The 16,532-nt window shown below is 75.7% G+C and carries 14 protein-coding genes; 9 read left to right on the top strand and 5 right to left on the bottom strand.

Features of this window, described 5'->3' with window-relative positions:
* The first annotated feature begins 116 nt into the window (after nucleotides 1-116).
* Nucleotides 117-1,979, top strand: a complete 1,863-nt coding sequence (locus KRAD_RS09155; RefSeq protein ID WP_012085284.1) for a VanW family protein — start codon at nucleotides 117-119, stop codon at nucleotides 1,977-1,979.
* A 32-nt stretch (nucleotides 1,980-2,011) separates the two neighbouring features.
* On the opposite strand, the gene KRAD_RS09150 is transcribed toward KRAD_RS09155, so the two are convergent.
* On the bottom strand, nucleotides 2,012-2,323 hold the full coding sequence (locus KRAD_RS09150) for a hypothetical protein (protein ID WP_041291989.1): 312 nt from the start codon (nucleotides 2,321-2,323) through the stop codon (nucleotides 2,012-2,014).
* 214 nt (nucleotides 2,324-2,537) lie between these two features.
* Here KRAD_RS09150 and KRAD_RS09145 point away from each other — a divergent pair, with 214 nt between their 5' ends.
* The 5 genes from KRAD_RS09145 (at nucleotide 2,538) to KRAD_RS09125 (ending at nucleotide 7,403) form a co-directional block, all read left to right on the top strand.
* The gene (locus KRAD_RS09145; RefSeq protein WP_012085282.1) at nucleotides 2,538-3,278 is read left to right on the top strand and encodes a YceI family protein; all 741 of its coding nucleotides are present in this window, start codon (nucleotides 2,538-2,540) and stop codon (nucleotides 3,276-3,278) included.
* Nucleotides 3,279-3,338: 60 nt separating this feature from the next.
* Nucleotides 3,339-4,973, top strand: coding sequence for a SpoIIE family protein phosphatase (locus KRAD_RS24155; protein ID WP_012085281.1), 1,635 nt, complete (start codon nucleotides 3,339-3,341; stop codon nucleotides 4,971-4,973).
* A gap of 16 nt (nucleotides 4,974-4,989) precedes the next feature.
* Nucleotides 4,990-5,592 (top strand): peptide deformylase, encoded by a 603-nt coding sequence (gene def / locus KRAD_RS09135; protein ID WP_012085280.1) that lies wholly within the window; start codon nucleotides 4,990-4,992, stop codon nucleotides 5,590-5,592.
* A complete protein-coding gene (tsaD, locus tag KRAD_RS09130; protein WP_012085279.1) occupies nucleotides 5,589-6,632 on the top strand; it encodes a tRNA (adenosine(37)-N6)-threonylcarbamoyltransferase complex transferase subunit TsaD in 1,044 nt (347 codons plus the stop codon). The genes def and tsaD overlap by 4 nt, the downstream gene beginning before the upstream one ends.
* Nucleotides 6,633-6,698: 66 nt before the next feature.
* On the top strand, nucleotides 6,699-7,403 hold the full coding sequence (locus KRAD_RS09125; protein WP_041292940.1) for a TerD family protein: 705 nt from the start codon (nucleotides 6,699-6,701) through the stop codon (nucleotides 7,401-7,403).
* A 36-nt stretch (nucleotides 7,404-7,439) separates the two neighbouring features.
* Here KRAD_RS09125 and KRAD_RS09120 read toward each other — a convergent pair whose 3' ends face one another.
* The 4 genes from KRAD_RS09120 to KRAD_RS09105 all read right to left on the bottom strand — a co-directional run bounded on the left by KRAD_RS09120 (nucleotide 7,440) and on the right by KRAD_RS09105 (nucleotide 12,739).
* Nucleotides 7,440-8,168 (bottom strand): anti-sigma factor family protein, encoded by a 729-nt coding sequence (locus tag KRAD_RS09120; protein WP_012085277.1) that lies wholly within the window; start codon nucleotides 8,166-8,168, stop codon nucleotides 7,440-7,442.
* A complete protein-coding gene (locus KRAD_RS09115; protein ID WP_012085276.1) occupies nucleotides 8,165-8,785 on the bottom strand; it encodes a sigma-70 family RNA polymerase sigma factor in 621 nt (206 codons plus the stop codon). Before KRAD_RS09115 ends, KRAD_RS09120 begins: the two co-directional genes overlap by 4 nt.
* An 83-nt stretch (nucleotides 8,786-8,868) precedes the next feature.
* Nucleotides 8,869-9,702: a DUF4394 domain-containing protein gene (locus KRAD_RS09110; RefSeq protein WP_012085275.1), complete on the bottom strand. Its 834-nt coding sequence runs from the start codon at nucleotides 9,700-9,702 to the stop codon at nucleotides 8,869-8,871.
* 118 nt (nucleotides 9,703-9,820) lie between these two features.
* Nucleotides 9,821-12,739, bottom strand: coding sequence for a beta-glucosidase family protein (locus KRAD_RS09105; RefSeq protein ID WP_012085274.1), 2,919 nt, complete (start codon nucleotides 12,737-12,739; stop codon nucleotides 9,821-9,823).
* A gap of 149 nt (nucleotides 12,740-12,888) precedes the next feature.
* Between KRAD_RS09105 and KRAD_RS09100 the strand changes: the two genes are divergently transcribed.
* From KRAD_RS09100 to KRAD_RS09090, 3 genes are read left to right on the top strand one after another with little or no spacing between them, the layout of a single operon-like run.
* A complete protein-coding gene (locus KRAD_RS09100) occupies nucleotides 12,889-14,574 on the top strand; it encodes an extracellular solute-binding protein (protein ID WP_012085273.1) in 1,686 nt (561 codons plus the stop codon).
* A gap of 2 nt (nucleotides 14,575-14,576) precedes the next feature.
* A complete protein-coding gene (locus tag KRAD_RS09095) occupies nucleotides 14,577-15,572 on the top strand; it encodes an ABC transporter permease (RefSeq protein ID WP_012085272.1) in 996 nt (331 codons plus the stop codon).
* Nucleotides 15,569-16,516: a carbohydrate ABC transporter permease gene (locus KRAD_RS09090; RefSeq protein WP_012085271.1), complete on the top strand. Its 948-nt coding sequence runs from the start codon at nucleotides 15,569-15,571 to the stop codon at nucleotides 16,514-16,516. Before KRAD_RS09095 ends, KRAD_RS09090 begins: the two co-directional genes overlap by 4 nt.
* The last annotated feature ends 16 nt before the right edge of the window (nucleotides 16,517-16,532 follow it).

Genomic DNA, 16,532 nt, shown 5'->3' with positions numbered 1-16,532 from the left:
CCGCGTCGGCGCGGGAACCCCGAACCGCACGTCCGGCCCCCCGGGAACTCCTAGGGTGGGCGCGCGGACGCGGAACGTGATCCGCCCACGGGGGACTCGAGCGGGGGACGAGGGAGTTGCCGAACACCGACCAGCCGGCGCAGCAGGAGACGGGCCGCGGGGGGACCCGGCCGTCGCCGCGGTCCTGGGCGCGGCGACCGCGCACCTGGGTCCTCGCCGGCGCCGTCGTCGTCGTCGCGGGCGGGTACACCGCCGCGGCCCTGGCCCTCGGCGGGCACGCCCCGCGCGGGACGACCGTGCTCGGCGTCGACGTCGGCGGGATGGACCGCGGCGAGGTCGAGCGGGCCGTCGGCGCCGCCGCCGGCGAGCGCGGGACCCGGCCGGTGGCCCTCCAGGTCACCGGGGCCGGCGCCTCCGCCACGGGGGAGGTCGTCCCCGCGCAGGCGGGCCTCTCCGTCGACCCCGCCGGCACCGCCGCGGCGGTCACCGCCCCCGCCTGGACCCCGGCCGCGCTGTGGGAGCACGTCGCCGGCGCCGGGGAGGTCGCGCCCGACGTCGACGTCGACACCGGCGCGCTGCGGGCCGCCCTCCAGCCGCTGGCCGACTCCGTCGCCGTCGCCCCCGTCGAGGGGGCGGTCACCTTCGACGTCCGCCCCGACGGCAGCGTCGAACCCGCCGTCGCCGCCCCCCAGGAGGGCCGTTCCCTCGACGTCACCGCCGCCGCCGGCCGCGTCGCCGGCGCCTGGCTGGAGCCCGGGCCGGTGCGCCTGGAAGCCGCCGTGGAGCGGCCCTCGCTGGACGCCGAGGGCCTCGACGCGGCCGTCGACGCCCTCGCCCGGCCCGCCGTCGCCGCCGACCTCGTCGTCGCCGGCGGGGGCCGCGACGTGACCCTCGCCCCCGCGGCCTTCGCCCCGGCGCTGGCCGTGCGCCCCGTGGACGGCGAGGCCGCCCTCGTCGCCGACGGCGCGAGGCTGCAGGCCGCCCTCGTCGCGGCCGACCCGCAGTTCGAGACCCCGCCGCAGGACGCCCGCATCGCGATCGACGGCGAGGTGCCCCGGGTGGTCCCCGCCGTCACCGGCCGCGCCGCCCCCCCGGAGGACCTCGCGCGCGCCGTGACGACGGCGCTCACCGGCACCACCCCGACCCGCCGGGCCGAGGTGGAGCTCACCGAGTCCCAGCCCGCCCTCACCACCGAGGCGCTGCAGTCGCTGGGCATCGTCGAGCGGATCTCCACGTTCTCGACGAAGCTCACCGCCAACGCCGACCGCACCGACAACATCCGGATCGCCGCCGGGCACGTGGACGGGACGATCCTGCAGCCGGGGCAGGAGTTCTCCCTCAACGACACCGTCGGCGAGCGCACCCCCGAGCGGGGCTTCCACCGCGCCCCCGTCATCTCCGGCGGGCGCCTCGTCGACGACTACGGCGGCGGGGTCTCCCAGCTCTCGACGACCCTGTTCAACGCGGTCTTCTTCGCCGGCCTCGACGAGATCGAGCACAAGCCGCACTCGTTCTACATCTCCCGCTACCCCGAGGGGCGCGAGGCCACGATCGACTGGCGCAGCATCGACAACCGCTTCCGCAACGACTCCGGGCACGGGGTGTACGTCCAGGCCGGGATCGTCGGCGACCAGCTCGTCGTGTCGATGTACGGGACGAGGTTCATGGACGTCACGGCGCAGAAGTCCGCCCGCCGCAACGTCAAGCCCGCCCGCACGATCTACGACACGTCGAGGGGGTGCTCGCCGAGCTCGGCCACCAGCACCGGCTTCACCGTCGACGTCACCCGGGTCATGACCCCCGTCGGGGGCGGGGCGCCGCAGCGCGAGACGTGGACGACGGTCTACAACCCCGAGAACCGGATCGTCTGCGGGCCGGACCCCGCGACGGTGCGGCCCGCGCCGGAGCCCACGCCCGCCGCCCCGGCCCCGCCGGCCGTCCCGGCGCCCGCCGCGCCCGCGCCGACCCCGGCCGGGTAGGGCCTGGCCCCCGGCGGGCCCGGGGGGAGGGGCTAGAGGGCGAGGACCTCGGTGTCGACGCCGCGCACCGGCCACAGGTCCAGGTCGAAGCGGATCCCGGGCAGGGCCCGGGCCAGCGCGGCCTGCAGCCGGAAGCCCTCACCGGCGTAGCGCGTGCAGGACAGCGGGGAGTCCCAGCCGCAGAGGTCGACGGGGTGGTGCTCGTCGAAGAAGGCCTGCCACTGCAGCAGACCCGTGCGCAGCGTCTCGTCCAGGCCCAGGTCGTCCAGGTGCTCGGTGCTCAGGACGAAACCGCCCAGGTCCGCCGGAGCCCACACCGGGGTGGGGGCGAAGTAGTCGCTCATCAAGCGGAGTCGCTCAAAAGGCACCCGACGAGGGTAGGCCCTCCCGGAGCGTGGTGCGGACCGCAGCGTGGCCGCCGCGCGACGGACGGCAACGACGCCGTGTCGTAGGTCCGGGCCCGGGAGCCGGTGGCCCCGCGGGGTGAACCGGGACCGCGCGCGCACCGTGGTCCCGGCAGCAGGGCCCGCCGTCCCCGACCCCCGAAGGTGACCCGCCATGAGCAGCACCCCCACCGCCGAACGCCCCACCGCCGAACGCGGCCGGCGCCGGCGCCGGCGGTGGACCGCCCTGGCGGTGCTCCTCGCCCTGCTCGTCCTCGGCGCGGTCGTGGGGCCCCGCATCTACGCCGCGGTCGAGTCGCGCAAGACCGCCGCCCCCCTCGCCGCCGCGGTGCCCAGCGCCTCGGCCACCCCCACCGCCGCCGCCACCGACCCCGCCCTGGACGGCACCTGGACCGTCGCGCCGGGCGGGACGGCCGGCTACCGCGTCGACGAGGTCCTCAACGGCCAGCGGATCACCGTCACCGGGCGCACCGACCAGGTCACCGGGGACTTCGTCGTCGCCGGGGGGCAGCTCACCGCGGCCACCGTCTCCGTGGACCTGGCCAGCGTGAGCACCGACTCCAGCCAGCGCGACGGCCAGTTCCGCAGCCGCGTCGTGGACGTCGAGCGCTTCCCCACCGCCGACCTCGTCCTCACCCGGCCCGTGCCCCTGGGCGGCCTCGACGTCGGCGCGACCATCCCCGTCACCCTCACCGGCACCCTCGCCCTGCGGGGGACGACCCGCGAGGTGACCTTCCCCGCGACGGTCCAGCGCACCGGCGAGGACGCCGTCACCGTCACCGGGTCGCTGCCGGTGACCTGGTCCGACCACGGCGTCGAGGCCCCCGACCTCGGCTTCGTCTCCGTCGAGGACACCGGCACGATCGAGTTCTCCGTCAGCGCGACCCCCGCCTGAGGCCGCGGGCAAACCCGGGGATCGCCTGCCGAGGACCGTGATCGTCCCTACGCTTGGGCCATGTCGTCCGCGGGAGCGGTGGACCCGCTGCTCCTGCGCGCGTGGCAAGAGGTCTCCGAGGGGATCGTGGTGCTCGACGCCCACGACTGGCGCGTCGTCCACGTCAACCCCTCCGGCGCCGCCCTGCACGGCGCCGTCCCCGGCGACCTCGTCGGCCGGCTGCTCTCCGACGTCTTCCCCGCCGCCGTCGGCAGCGACTTCCACGACCAGCTGCGCCGCACCCGCACCGAACCCGGCCTGGTCACCTGGACCGGGCCCGTCCCGGGCACCGACCGCTGGATCGCCGTCCGCGCCCAGCGCGTCGACGACCACGTGCTGTGCTCCTTCCGCGACGTCACCGCCGAGCACGCCGTCGAGGTCGAGCGCGACGCGCTGACCCGCTCGCTCAGCCGCTCCCTGGAGCACACCAGCCGGCTGCTGCGGATGTCGGAGGCGCTCACCGCGACCCGCACGGTCGCCGACGTGGCCCGGGTCGTCGTCGAGACCGCCCACGAGGGGTTCGGCGCCGCCTACTCCGCCCTGTCCGTCGTCGACCACGAGCGCGGGCTGCTGCGGACCCCCTTCACCGGTGAGCTCGCCGCCGGCGCCGAGCAGGAGTGGCAGGACCTCCCCCTCGACGGCCCCGGGCCGGGCACCCTCGCCCTGCGTCAGGGCAGCCCGCGCTTCGACGACGCCGCCGGGCTGCGCACGGGCTTCCCGGAGCTGATGCACCGGTGGGAGGTGGCCGACGTCCGCTACCTCGCCACCGTCCCCCTCGTCGCCGCCGGCGTCCCCGTGGGCCTGCTCACCATGGTCTGGCACGAGGACCTCGAGCTGTCGGAGAACCAGCGCGCGATGCTCGTCGCGCTGGCCTCCTACACCACCCAGGCCCTGCAGCGGGCCCTGCTGCTGCGCGAGCGCACCGCGACGGCCCGCACGCTGCAGTCCTCGATGCTGACGACCGACCTGCCCCAGCCGGACCACCTGGAGCTGGCCGCCCGCTACGTCACCGCCCACGCCGAGGACCAGGTCGGCGGCGACTGGTACGACGCGCTCGTGCTCCCGGACGGGACGACGCTGCTGGTCATCGGCGACGTCAGCGGCCACGACGTCACCGCCGCCGCCGAGATGGGGCAGCTGCGGATCGCGCTGCGGGCGCTGGCCGTCGACCGCGACGACCCGCCCGCCGAGCTGCTGCGGCGGCTGGAGTCGGTCGTGGACTCCCTGCGCGGGGACACGATCCTGGCCAGCTGCCTCGTCGCCCGCGTCGAGCAGAGCCCCGCCGACCGCGCCCGCGGGGTCCGCACCCTGCGCTGGGCCAACGCCGGGCACCCCCCGCCGGTGCTGGTCGCGGCCGACGGCGGCGCCCGCGTCCTCGACGCCGCCCCGGACCTGCTGGTGGGGGTGGGGGTCACCGAGCGCAGCGACCACGTCGTCGAGGTGCCCGCCGGCTCGACCCTGCTGCTCTACACCGACGGTCTGGTGGAGCGCCGCGACGACGACCTCGACGCCGGCACCGAGCGGCTGCGGGTGGCGGCGCGCGCGCTGGCCGGTCCCGACCCCGGCGCCGGGCTGGACGCCCTGCTGGCCGAGCTCGGCGACGCCGGCGGCGACGACGTCGCCCTCCTCGCGGTCCGGTTCCACGCCCAGGACTGACCTACGATCTCCTCCCGTGAGCGAGGAGCAGGTCGAGAGCGGTCCGGTCGAGCGCGAGCCCGTCGTCTTCGAGGGCCGCACCGGGGTGGTGCACCCGATCACCCGGTACTTCACCCCCGTCCTGCACCGCCCCACGACCCCGGTGACGTCCTTCGACGAGGACCTCGTGCAGCTCGTCGCGGACATGTTCGCCTCGATGGACGCCGCCGACGGGGTGGGGCTGGCCGCCAACCAGATCGGCGTCGACGCCCGCGTCTTCGTCGTCGACTGCCCTGACGACGACACCGAGCGGACCGGGGAGAACGTCGTCGCCCACGTCGTGAACCCCGTCCTGGAGCTGCCCACCGGGCGCCGGCGGCGCCTCGACCTCGACGGCGAGGGCTGCCTGTCGGTGCCCGGGGAGTACGCCGACCTCGCCCGCCCCGACAAGGCCACCGTCACCGGGAAGGACGTCCACGGCAACCCCGTGAAGATCGTCGGGACGGGGCTGCTGGCCCGCTGCCTGCAGCACGAGAGCGACCACCTCGACGGCGTCGTCTACGTCGACCGCCTCCCCGCCGAGCAGCGCGCGGAGATCCTCGCCGCGGCCGGCCTGAGCGCCCCGGCGGGGTCGGCGTGATCGTCCTCGGCGTCGAGTCCAGCTGCGACGAGACCGGCGTCGGGCTCGTCTCCGAGGGGGTCCTGCTCGGCGACGCGCTGGCCTCCAGCATGGACGCCCACGCCCGCTTCGGCGGGGTCGTGCCCGAGGTCGCCGCCCGCGCGCACCTGGAGGCCATCGTCCCGGTGATGCACGAGGCGCTGGGGAAGGCGGGGCTCGACCTCGCGGACGTCGACGCCGTCGCGGTGACCGCCGGGCCGGGGCTGTCCACGGCCGTGCAGGTCGGGCTGGCCAGCGCCAAGGCGCTCGCCTTCGCCCTCGGCAAGCCCCTCTACGGCGTGCACCACCTGGCCGGGCACGCCGCCGTCGACGTCCTCGAGCACGGGCCGCTGCCGCGCAGGTGCGTCGCGCTCGTCGTCTCCGGCGGGCACACGTCGCTGCTGCTGCTGGGGGACCTGGCCCGCGACCCGATCGTGCACCTGGGCGACACCATCGACGACGCCGCGGGGGAGGCCTTCGACAAGGTCGCGCGCGTCCTCGGGCTCGGCTACCCCGGCGGGCCGTCCATCGACCGGGCCGCCCGCGACGGCGACCCGCGCGCGATCGCCTTCCCGCGGGCGCTCTCGCGCGCGCAGGACCCCGCCTACGGGTTCTCCTTCTCCGGGGTGAAGACGGCGGTGGCGCGCTGGGTCGAGGCGCGCCAGGACGCCGGCGGGGAGGTGCCGGTGGCCGACGTCGCGGCCAGCTTCCAGGAGGCCGTCGCCGACGTCCTGACCCGCAAGGCCGTCGCCGCCTGCCGGGAGCACGGCGTCGACGCGCTGCTGCTCGTCGGCGGGGTCGCGGCCAACACCCGCGTCCGGGCCCTGGCCGAGCAGCGCTGCGCCGCAGCGGGTCTGGAGCTGCGGGTGCCGCCGATCCGGTTGTGCACCGACAACGGCGCGATGATCGCCGCGGTGGGGGACCTGCTGGTGCGGGCCGGGGCACCGGCCTCGGGGCTGGACCTGGGGGCGGACCCGTCCGCGCCGCTGACCGGGGCGCTGCTGGCCGGCCCCTGGAGCTGACGGCACCTTCCCGCGCCCTCGTGCGTTCGCGGTGTGGAAGCTCCTCGAACGAAAGGCGTGGGTCCCGTGGCCATCGACTACTCGAAGAAGGCGGACAGCCCCGAGCCCGCGAAGCCGGCGGGCGGCGGCGGGGTGTCCCTGTCGAAGGTGACGCTGACCAAGGCCTCGCCGAAGGTCTCGCTGTCCAAGTCCGGCGCGACCGGCGGCACCCTGCGGGTGCACCTGGCCTGGAACGCGCGCCCGGCGGGGACGGCCCCGGCCTCCGGGGGCGGGTTCTTCGCCAAGCTCAAGGCCGCCGCCGTCCCCCAGGGCGGGATCGACCTCGACCTCGGCGCGCTCTACGAGCTGTCCGACGGGTCCAAGGGCGTCGTGCAGGCCCTGGGCAACGCCTTCCGCGACCGCGGTCCGGGCGAGCCCGTCGTCTGGCTCGACGGCGACGACCGCACCGGCGGCGGCGGGGAGAACCTCTTCGTCGACCTGCGCGACGCCGCGAAGATCAGGCGGATCCTCGTCTTCGCCTTCATCTACGAGGGCGTCCCCAACTGGGCCGCCGCCGACGGGGTCGTGACCCTGCACCCCGTCAGCGGTCCCGAGATCGAGGTCCGCCTCGACGAGCACGACGACCGCTCGCCCATGTGCGCGATCGCCCAGATCGTCTCCGACGGCCGCGAGATCTCCGTGCAGCGCGAGGTGCGCTACGTCCAGGGCGGCCAGCAGGCCCTCGACGAGGCGTACGGCTGGGGCATGCAGTGGCGCACCGGGCGCAAGTGACCCGCTGACCCTCCGCGGCCTTCCGGTCGTGGAGGGTCAGGCCCTCGGCAGGGGGAGGACCAGGACGGTCGCCCCCGCCTCGTCGACGACCTCGAACGCGGTGGCGTCGGCGCGCAGCACCGCGGCCTGCATGTCGCAGGTGAGCTCGCGCGCGCCGACGCCGAGGAACTCCCCGGCCGGCCGGCTGGCGCCGTCGGCGGTGCGCACCCGCGCGCGGTAGGTGCGCCCGTCGGCGAAGCCGGCGGCGGCGAACGTGACCTCCACGCCCCAGGTGTGCGGGACGACGACGGCGGGCCCCTGCGCCCGGACCCCCGCGTCGACCCCCGCGTCGACCACGGTCAGCGGCAGCCGCTCGACGGCGACGGCCGGCGCCGGGGCGGCGTCGGGGCGGGTGAGCTGCCAGGTCGTGCCGGTCGCCACGCCCGCCGCCAGCACGGCCGCGGCGACGGGCACGAGGACCGCCCGGGACCGCGAGCGCCGCACCTGCCGGCGCTCGCGGTGGGTGCGCAGCACCGACTCCTCGCGGACCGCGGCCAGCACCTGCTCGCCCAGGGCGCGCGGGGGCGCGGCCGGGCCGGGCAGCCGGGCGGGGTCGACCAGGCGCAGGTCCGCGGCCAGCGGGGTCAGCTCGGCCAGTTCCGCCCGGCAGGCCGGGCAGCCGTCGAGGTGGGCGCGCACCCGCGGCTCCTCGGCCTCGGGCAGCAAGCCGAGGGCGAGGAACCCCAGCTGCTCGCGCAGCTCGCGGTGCTCACCGGTCCCGCTCACGGTTCCACCCCCATCTCGTCCATCGCCACCCGCAGCGCCTTCAGCCCGTAGAACACCCGGCTGCGCACGGTCCCCACCGGCACGCCCAGCTCCGCGGCGACCTCGCCCGGCGGGCGGTCCTTGAGGTAGGTCTCCACGATCGCGGTGCGGTGCTCCTCGGAGAGCCGGCGCAGCGCCTCCTCCACGACCCACCCCCGCAGCAGCTGCTCCCCGGGGTCGTCGGAGGGCTGTCCCGCCCCGTTCCCGACCGCGTCCGCGACGTCCGCCACGAGCGCACCCTGCCAGGGCCGGACCCCGGCCGCACGCACGTGGTCCACCAGGGTGTTGCGGGCGATGGCGAACAGCCACACCCGCAGGCTCGCCAGGCTCGGGTCGTAGCGGTCCGCGGCGCGCCACGCCCGCAGGAAGGTCTCCTGCACGACGTCCTGCGCGGCGGCGGCGTCCCCCAGCCCGCGCAGCGCGAACCGGTGCAGCTCCGCCCCGTGCGCGGCGTAGGCGCGCGCCACGTCGGCCTCCTCGCGCAGGCCGTCGGGCCGCTCGCCGGGCAGGCCGCCCGGGCCGTCCGGGCCCGCGTGCGGGTGCCCCGTCCGGCCACCCCGTCGGTGCCGCAGTCCCATCGTCCTCCGCCCGCTCCCGTCCCCGTCCCCGTCCCGCCCGCGGCGGTCCGGCAGCCCCCTCCGGCCCCCGGACCGCCCGGAGATCAGGAGAGCTTCAGCGCCAGGTCGGTGACGGCCGCGTCGAGGTGCCCGCGCAGCGTCGCCTTCCCCGTCAGCAGCGACACCTCGTGGACGGTGGAGCGGCCGGCGTCCTTCCCGGTGCCCGGCACGACGGCGTAGCCGGTGGTGCCGGCGATGTCGAAGCCGACGTCGCCGGTGAGGTCGGCGCCGAGCTTGCCGGTGGCGGCCAGGGTGCCCGCGTTGGCCGGGGACTGCACGGCGACCTGGTCGGTGGTGGTGTTCAGCACGAACAGCGTCGTGGCCGTGGCCTCGTCGAGGTCGTTGTTCGTGTAAGCCGCGGCCGTGACCCCGGTGGTGGTGCCGGCGGTGGGCGGGCTGGTCAGCGGGGTGTCGGCGACGGTGGCCGCGCCGGGGGTCGCGAACGGCTGGCGCAGGTTCTGGCCGGTGTCGCTGACCACGCGCAGCGCGTTGGCCGCGGGGTTGAAGTCCACGCCGAAGGCGGTGCCCTCCAGCGGCACGCTCAGCTGCAGCACGCGGGTGGCGGTGGCCCGGTGGACGTCCAGGACGTAGACCCCGCCCCGGTCGCCGACGCCGTAGACCTGCTTGTCCTGCACGCGGGCGTCGATGCCGACGAGCCGGGTGTCGCCCTGCAGGCCCTTCAGCTCGCCCGCGTGCTTGACCTTCCCCGGGCGGTCGGTGGCGAACGTGACGAGGCGGGTGCCGTCGACGAGGCCGACGGCGCGGGGGGACTCCGCCCGGCCGTGGCCGCGGCCGCCGTCGGTGGCGGTCGCGCTGGCGGTGGGGACGAGGACGACGGCTGCTGCGGCGGCGGCGACGATCGCGTTGCGGGTGCGCACGGGGTTCCTCCTGGGGTCCGGGGCCCGGCCGGTGCCGGGTTCGGGGGTGCTTACGCGCCCCGGACCGCCCGCGTTCACCGCCGGCCCGACGAGTTCGGGACGCGCCGGGCCGGTCGTCTCAGGCGGGCCGGCCGCGCACCAGCTCCAGCCCGTCCAGCAGCGTCCCCGCGGGCAGGACCAGGCGCAGGTCGGCGCGCCCGGCCGTGCCCGGGGGCAGGTCCAGGGCGACCTCGACCGGGGCCCAGTCCCCCGGGACCAGCGCCGCGCGCCCGGCCGGCAGCCATGCCCCGGAGACCCCGCGCACCTGCACCACCAGCTCGCCGCCGGCCCGGGCGGCCCGGGCCTGCGCGCGCAGCGCCCCCGCCCCGGCCACCGCGCAGCCGGTGAACTCCAGCCGGGCGCCCCAGCCGGGGATCCCCGCGCGCACCACCGTGGTCCCGGTGCCCTCGCGGGGCACCAGCTCGGCGCCCTCGTGGGCGTCGAACGCGGTGGCGTGCCGCAGCTCCCGCGCCGCGGGCGCCTCCCCGGGCACCGTCAGGGCCAGCTCGGCCCGCACGTCCTCGGCGGAGGAGCCCACGAGCAGGTGGTAGGTGCCGGGCAGCACCCGGGTCTCCCCGCGCGCCACGTCGCGCACCGCCAGGCGCTCCACCGCGACCGGCACCGTCGCGGTGACCGACGAGCCCGCGGGCACCCGCACCCGCCGGTGGGCGACGAGGCGCCGCCGCGGGAACGGCACCGCCAGACCGGGTGCGGTGGCGTAGACCTGGACCAGCTCGGCCACGTCGCGCGCGCCGTCGTTGATCAGCTCCACCGCGACCTGCACCGTCCCGTCCGCGGCGGGGGAGGAGCGGGCGTCCCGGTAGGCCACGGGGCCGTGGCCGAGGCCGTGGCCGAGGGGGAAGAGCACCCCGCTCGCCGCCCACCCGTACCCGGTGCCGGTGGAGAGGACGTCGAGGTCGAGCAGGTCCGGCAGGGCGGCGTCGTCGCGGAACCACGTCTGCGGCAGCCGCCCGGAGGGCTCCGCGGCCCCCAGCAGCACGTCGGCCAGGCCGTGGCCGAGCTCCTGCCCGCCGTGGCTGGACCACAGCACCGTCCCGATCCCGTCGAGCAGGCCGCCCAGCGCGTAGGGGTAGGAGGAGACCAGGACGAGCACGCAGTCGGCAGCCACCTCGTGCACCGCGCGCACCAGCTCCGCGCTCGCGTGCGGCAGGGCCAGCCCGGAGCGGTCCTCGGTCTCGCGGCCGTCGACGTGGGGGTCGTTGCCCACGACCACGACGACGTGGTCGGCGCGCGCGGCGGCCTCGACGGCCGCGGCGGTGCCGCTGCGGTGGGTGCGCAGCACGAACCGGGCGGCGGCGGCGCGGTCGGCGGCCTCGGGGGTCAGCGCCCCCGTGGTGGGGTCCACGACCACCCAGCGGCCGGTGCCCAGGTGCAGCAGGGCGCAGGTGCCGCCCTCGACGTGCAGGCGGAAGGTCTCCTGCACCACCCAGCCCCCGACCCGCTCGGCGGTGGCGCTCAGCCCCGCCCCGCCGCGGGTCACCAGCCGCCCGCTCGCGGCGTGACGCAGCGTGACCACGCCGTCGGCCCACTCGGTGACGTCGAAGCGGGCGTCCTCGCCGGCGGTGTCCGCGTCGGCGAGCAGGGCGCCGTCGGCGGCCACCGCCACGGAGCGGCCGGAGGCGGTGTGGCGCAGGCTGACGCGGTCGCTGCCGTCGGCGACCACGACCTCCGGCCCGCCGGAGCGCTCGCGCAGCGCGGTGGCCAGGCCGGTGGCCGCGGTGGGGGTGCCGCTGTACCAGTCGGTGAGGACGAGGTCGGCCAGCGGACCGACCACGGCGACGGTCCCGGTGGCCGGCAGCGGCAGCCGCCGCCCGCCGGTGCCGTCGCGGTCCTGCAGCACCACCACGCCCGCGGCGGCGGCCTCGCGGGCCAGGGCGACGTGCTCGGGGCGGCCGATGTCCTCCACGCGCACGTCGGCGTGGGCGGGGACCTCGCCGGGCACCGGGTCGTCGAACTCCCCGGTCCGCAGCCGCAGGGTCAGCAGCCGGCGCACGGCGGCGTCGACGTCGGCCCGCTCCAGGCGACCGGCTTCCAGGGCCGAGGTCAGCGCCCGCAGGGTCGGGCCGGGGTCGTCGCCGTCGTCGGTGAAGGAGTCCACGCCCGCGCGCACCGCGGCGGCGTCGGCGGCGGCGAGGTCGGGGGCCCAGCGCTCGGCCCGCACCAGGTTGCCGGGCGCGCCCGCGTCGGTGACGACGGCGAGGTCGTCGGGGTGCTCCACCCAGGTGCGCAGGTGCTCGCGCACCAGCGGGCTGACGTGGGCGGGGACGCCGTTGACGAGGTTGTAGGAGAGCATCACCGCCCCGGCGACACCCGCGGCCAGCGGGCCGCGGAACGCGGGCAGCTCGTGCTCGTGCAGGACCCGTTCGCGCAGCTGCGCGGAGGCGGTCGCGCGCCAGGACTCGGCGCCGTAGGCGAGGAAGTGCTTGAGGGTCGGGACGGTCTGCCAGACCCGCGGGTGGTCCCCGCGCAGCCCGGCGCAGTAGGCGGTGGCGAGTTCAGCGGTCAGGTGGGGGTCCTCGCTGAAACCCTCCTCGTTGCGTCCCCACAGGGGGTGGCGCAGCGGGTTCACCACCGGCGACCAGGCGTTGAGGCTCACGTCGGGGTCGGTGAGCTTGCGGGCGCGCACCTCCCGGCCGACGGCGCGGCCCACCCGCCGCAGCAGGTCCGGGTCCCACGTCGCGGCCAGCCCGACCGGCTGGGGGAACACCGTCGCCGGACCCAGCCAGGCGACGCCGTGGGCGGCCTCGGTGCCGGTGCGGAAGGCGGCCAGGCCGAGGCGGGGCACGGCGGGGGCGTGCTGGTGCAGCATCGCGAGGCGCTCGCCGGGGTCGAGGCGGGCGAGCAGGTCGTCCACGCGCTCGCGCAGCGGCACCGCGGGGTCGCGGAACGGCAGGGTCATCGTCGGTCCCTCCATGTCGAAGCGCTTGAACGCTAGCGGGTGGGTGGAGGCCGCGCCAAGGCCCCAGGAGCCGGTCATCTGACGAATCCGGGCCGGGTTCTTGTCATCGGCGCGACGCTCACCTACGGTGGGTCATCGAATCGCTTCGACCGGCAACGACGCCTGGCGCGATGATGCGGCACCGCCGTCGCGTCGATCGACGTCCGACATGAAGGAGTGTGGACACGATGGAGCAGACCACCCGACCCACGACCCCGTCCCTCCCCGGGCACCGCGGTCCCGCCCGGCGCTCGGTGCTCGGCTCGGTCGCCGCCGGCGCCGCCCTGGTCGCCGTGCCCGGCGCGCTCGGGGCGTGCACCTCGCAGGAGCAGGCCGCCGCCCCGCAGGACGGCCCGCTCTCCGAGGCCGACCTGGCCGCGGTGCTGCCCGCCTACCGGCCGCTGACCCTCGCCGAACCGGACATCCCCGGCGTCGACGGCTCCACCCCCGGCTACACCACCGTGCCCACCACCCTCGTGAAGTCCGTGCCGGAGGTCCCCGGTTCCGGCGGGACCTACACCGCGATGAGCCCCGCCTGGTGGACCACCCCGCCCGGGATCGACAAGAACTCCTACTTCCAGGCCGTCAACGCGGCCCTCGGCGCCACCGTCGAGTTCCAGGTCAGCGACGGCAACACCTACGCCGACAAGCTGCAGGCCGTGCTGGCCTCGCCCAAGAACGTCCCGGACTGGGTCGTCATCCCCACCTGGAACGTCCCCCCGCGCTTCGAGCAGGGCGTCACCGCGCTGTTCGCCGACCTCACCGACCACCTCGCCGGCGACAAGGTGCTGAAGTACCCCAACCTGGCGAACCTGCCCACCGACGCCTGGAAGTACTGCGTCTTCAACGGCCGCCTCTACGGCCTGCCCTACCCCAGCGAGCTCGTCGGCAACGCCCTGTTCTACCGCCGCGACCTCTTCGGCCAGCTCGGCCTCGCCGCCCCCACCAGCGCCGACGAACTGCTGCAGGTCGCCAAGGACGCCACCGACCCCGCCGCCCGCCGCTGGGGCTGCGAGGACATCTGGGACGGCGCGCAGCTGCTCTTCGGCTGCACGGACTGGACGGTGCGCGACGGCAAGCTCCTCAGCCGCTTCGAGAACGAGAACTACCGCGAGGCCATCGAGTTCATGCGCGAGCTCTTCGCCTCCGGGGCCGTGCACCCCGACGCCGTCGCCGGCAACACCCAGCAGGCCAAGGACCGCTTCGAGTCCGGCCAGACCCTCATCTCCGCCGACGGCCTCGGCGGCTGGGCCGAGGCGCTGGCCCGCGTCCTGCCCTCCAACCCCGCCTACGACCAGCAGCCGATGGACTGGTTCGCCCCCGACGGCGGCGCGCCGACCCTCTACAAGAGCCAGCCGGTCAGCATCTTCAGCTTCATCAAGAAGACCGACGACGCCGCGGCCATCGACGAGATGCTCGCGCTGGCGAACTTCATCGCCGCCCCGTTCGGGTCCGAGGAGTTCCAGCTCGTCAACTACGGCACCGAGGGCACCACCTTCGAGCGCGACGCCGCCGGGGCCCCGGCCCTCAACGACCGCGGCACCACCGAGGTCACCTCGACCTACGGGTTCCTCGTCAGCCCGCCCATCGTCAACGCCAAGGTGCAGTTCCCGCAGTACGTGCGCGACTTCTGCGACTGGATGGCGCGCCAGGCCCCGCACGTCACCGAACCGGTCTTCTACGGCCAGCAGATCCAGGACCCCAGCCAGTACAGCTCGCTGGGCAAGCCCTTCGACGACCTCGCCAAGGACATCATCCGCGGCCGCCAGGACGTCTCCGCCCTCGACGCCGCGGTGAAGGAGTGGCGCAACTCCGGCGGCGACGAGCTGCGCGCCTACCGGGAGAAGTTCCTCACCGGCGACGAGGCGAGCTGACCGTGGCGTCCACCCGCGTGGAGCGGACGGGGGAGGAGCAGGTGGGTGCGGTGCCGCCGCACCCGCCCGCCCGTCCGCCCCGCAACCGGCTCGGGCACCTGACGCGGTTGCGCCGGGACCGCTCGCTGCTGCTCATGTGCCTGCCCATGGTGGGCCTGCTGCTGGTCTTCGCCTACGTGCCGATGGCGGGCAACGTCGTCGCCTGGCAGGACTACTCCCCGTTCACCGGCGTCCGCGCCAGCCCGTTCGTGGGCTGGGCGAACTTCGAGCGCGTGTTCGCCGACCCCTCGTTCTGGTCCGCGGTGCGCAACACGCTGACGATCACCGCCTTCCAGCTGGTGTTCTTCTTCCCCGTGCCCATCGCGCTGGCCCTGCTGCTCAACAGCGTGCTCAGCAGCCGGGTCCGGGTCACCGTGCAGTCGATCGTGTACCTGCCGCACTTCTTCTCCTGGGTGCTGGTCGTCTCGATCTTCCAGCAGGTCCTCGGCGGGGCGGGGCTGCTCAACCGCGTCCTGGAGGCCGCGGGGTTCTCCGGCGTCGACATCGTCACCAACCCCGACACGTTCCTGTTCCTCATCACCTCCCAGGCCGTCTGGAAGGACGCCGGCTGGGGGATCATCGTGTTCCTCGCGGCCCTGGCCGCGGTGGACCCCGCCCTCTACGAGGCCGCGGCGATGGACGGCGCGAACCGGTGGCGGCGCATCTGGCACATCACCCTGCCGGCGCTGAAACCCGTCATCGTGCTGCTGCTCATCCTGCGCCTGGGGGACTCCCTCACCGTCGGCTTCGAGCAGCTCATCCTGCAGCGCGACGCCGTCGGGCAGGGCGTGGCGGAGGTCCTGGACACGTTCGTCTACTACCGCGGGGTCCGCAACGGCGACTGGAGCTACGCGGCGGCCGCGGGTCTGGTCAAGGGCGTCGTCAGCCTGTTCCTGGTCCTGGCCGCCAACAAGGTCGCGCACGTGTTCGGCGAGCAGGGGGTGTACTCGAAGCGATGAGCGTCACCGAGGACGTCAACGGGGCCGCACCGATCCCCGAGGAGAGGCTGCGCGCGCGCACCTCCACCCGCCCGCCGTGGGACGAGGAACCCACCGCCGTCGGCCAGGGCCTCAAGGGCCTGGCCCTGGTGCTCATCTGCGCCGCCGTGCTGGTGCCGCTGTACACCGTGCTGCTGACCAGCCTCTCCACCCAGGACACCATCACGAGGGCGGGCGGGCTGGTCCTGGTGCCCGGCGAGATCACGCTGGACGCCTACCGCCAGGTCCTCAGCGGCGGGGTCGTCACCCGCGCCGTCCTGGTCAGCGTCGGCATCACGACGGTGGGCACCGCGGTGAGCATGGTCGTGTCCGTGCTGGGCGCCTACGGGCTCTCCCGCCCGGGGTCCTACGGGCACCGCACGATCCTGTTCACCCTGCTCATCACCATGTTCTTCGGCGCCGGGATGATCCCGACCTACCTGCTGGTCAGCAACCTCGGGCTCATCGACAGCTACTGGTCGCTGATCCTGCCCACGGCGGTGTCGGCGTTCAACGTCCTGCTGCTGCGCGGGTTCTTCACCGGCATCGACGCCTCGCTCATCGACTCCGCGCGCATCGACGGGGCCGGGGACTGGCGCATCCTCACCCGGATCGTGCTGCCGATGTCGAAGGCCGTCACCGCGGTCATCGCGCTGTTCTACGCCGTCGGCTACTGGAACGCGTTCTTCCAGGCGACGCTGTACATCAACGACTCCACCAAGCAGCCGCTGCAGGTGGTCCTGCGCTCCTTCGTGCTGCAGGGCGTGGACGTCCCCGGCGCCCTCGACGTCGGCTCGGGGCAGGTCGCGAGCCTGGCCGTGCAGATGGCCGTCGTGGTCATCGCCATCGTCCCGGTGCTCCTGGTGTACCCGTTCGTGCAGAAGCACTTCAGCTCCGGCGTGATGATCGGCGCCGTCAAGGGCTGAGGCCGCCCCCCCCGCG

Origin of the sequence: Kineococcus radiotolerans SRS30216 = ATCC BAA-149 (genome assembly GCF_000017305.1) — a bacterium.
Classification (GTDB): Bacteria; Actinomycetota; Actinomycetes; order Actinomycetales; family Kineococcaceae; genus Kineococcus; species Kineococcus radiotolerans.
Note: the sequence above shows the minus strand (reverse complement) of the source record. Positions and strands in the feature narration are given on the sequence as shown.

Excerpts from the sequence above, each read along its gene's own strand:
- KRAD_RS09150 (WP_041291989.1), bottom strand. The coding sequence starts at position 2,323 with ATGAGCGACTACTTCGCCCCCACCCCGGTGTGGGCTCCGGCGGACCTG.
- KRAD_RS09145 (WP_012085282.1), top strand. The coding sequence starts at position 2,538 with ATGAGCAGCACCCCCACCGCCGAACGCCCCACCGCCGAACGCGGCCGG.
- KRAD_RS24155 (WP_012085281.1), top strand. The coding sequence starts at position 3,339 with ATGTCGTCCGCGGGAGCGGTGGACCCGCTGCTCCTGCGCGCGTGGCAA.
- KRAD_RS09115 (WP_012085276.1), bottom strand. The coding sequence starts at position 8,785 with ATGGGACTGCGGCACCGACGGGGTGGCCGGACGGGGCACCCGCACGCG.
- KRAD_RS09105 (WP_012085274.1), bottom strand. The coding sequence starts at position 12,739 with ATGACCGGCTCCTGGGGCCTTGGCGCGGCCTCCACCCACCCGCTAGCG.
- KRAD_RS09100 (WP_012085273.1), top strand. The coding sequence starts at position 12,889 with ATGGAGCAGACCACCCGACCCACGACCCCGTCCCTCCCCGGGCACCGC.
- KRAD_RS09090 (WP_012085271.1), top strand. The coding sequence starts at position 15,569 with ATGAGCGTCACCGAGGACGTCAACGGGGCCGCACCGATCCCCGAGGAG.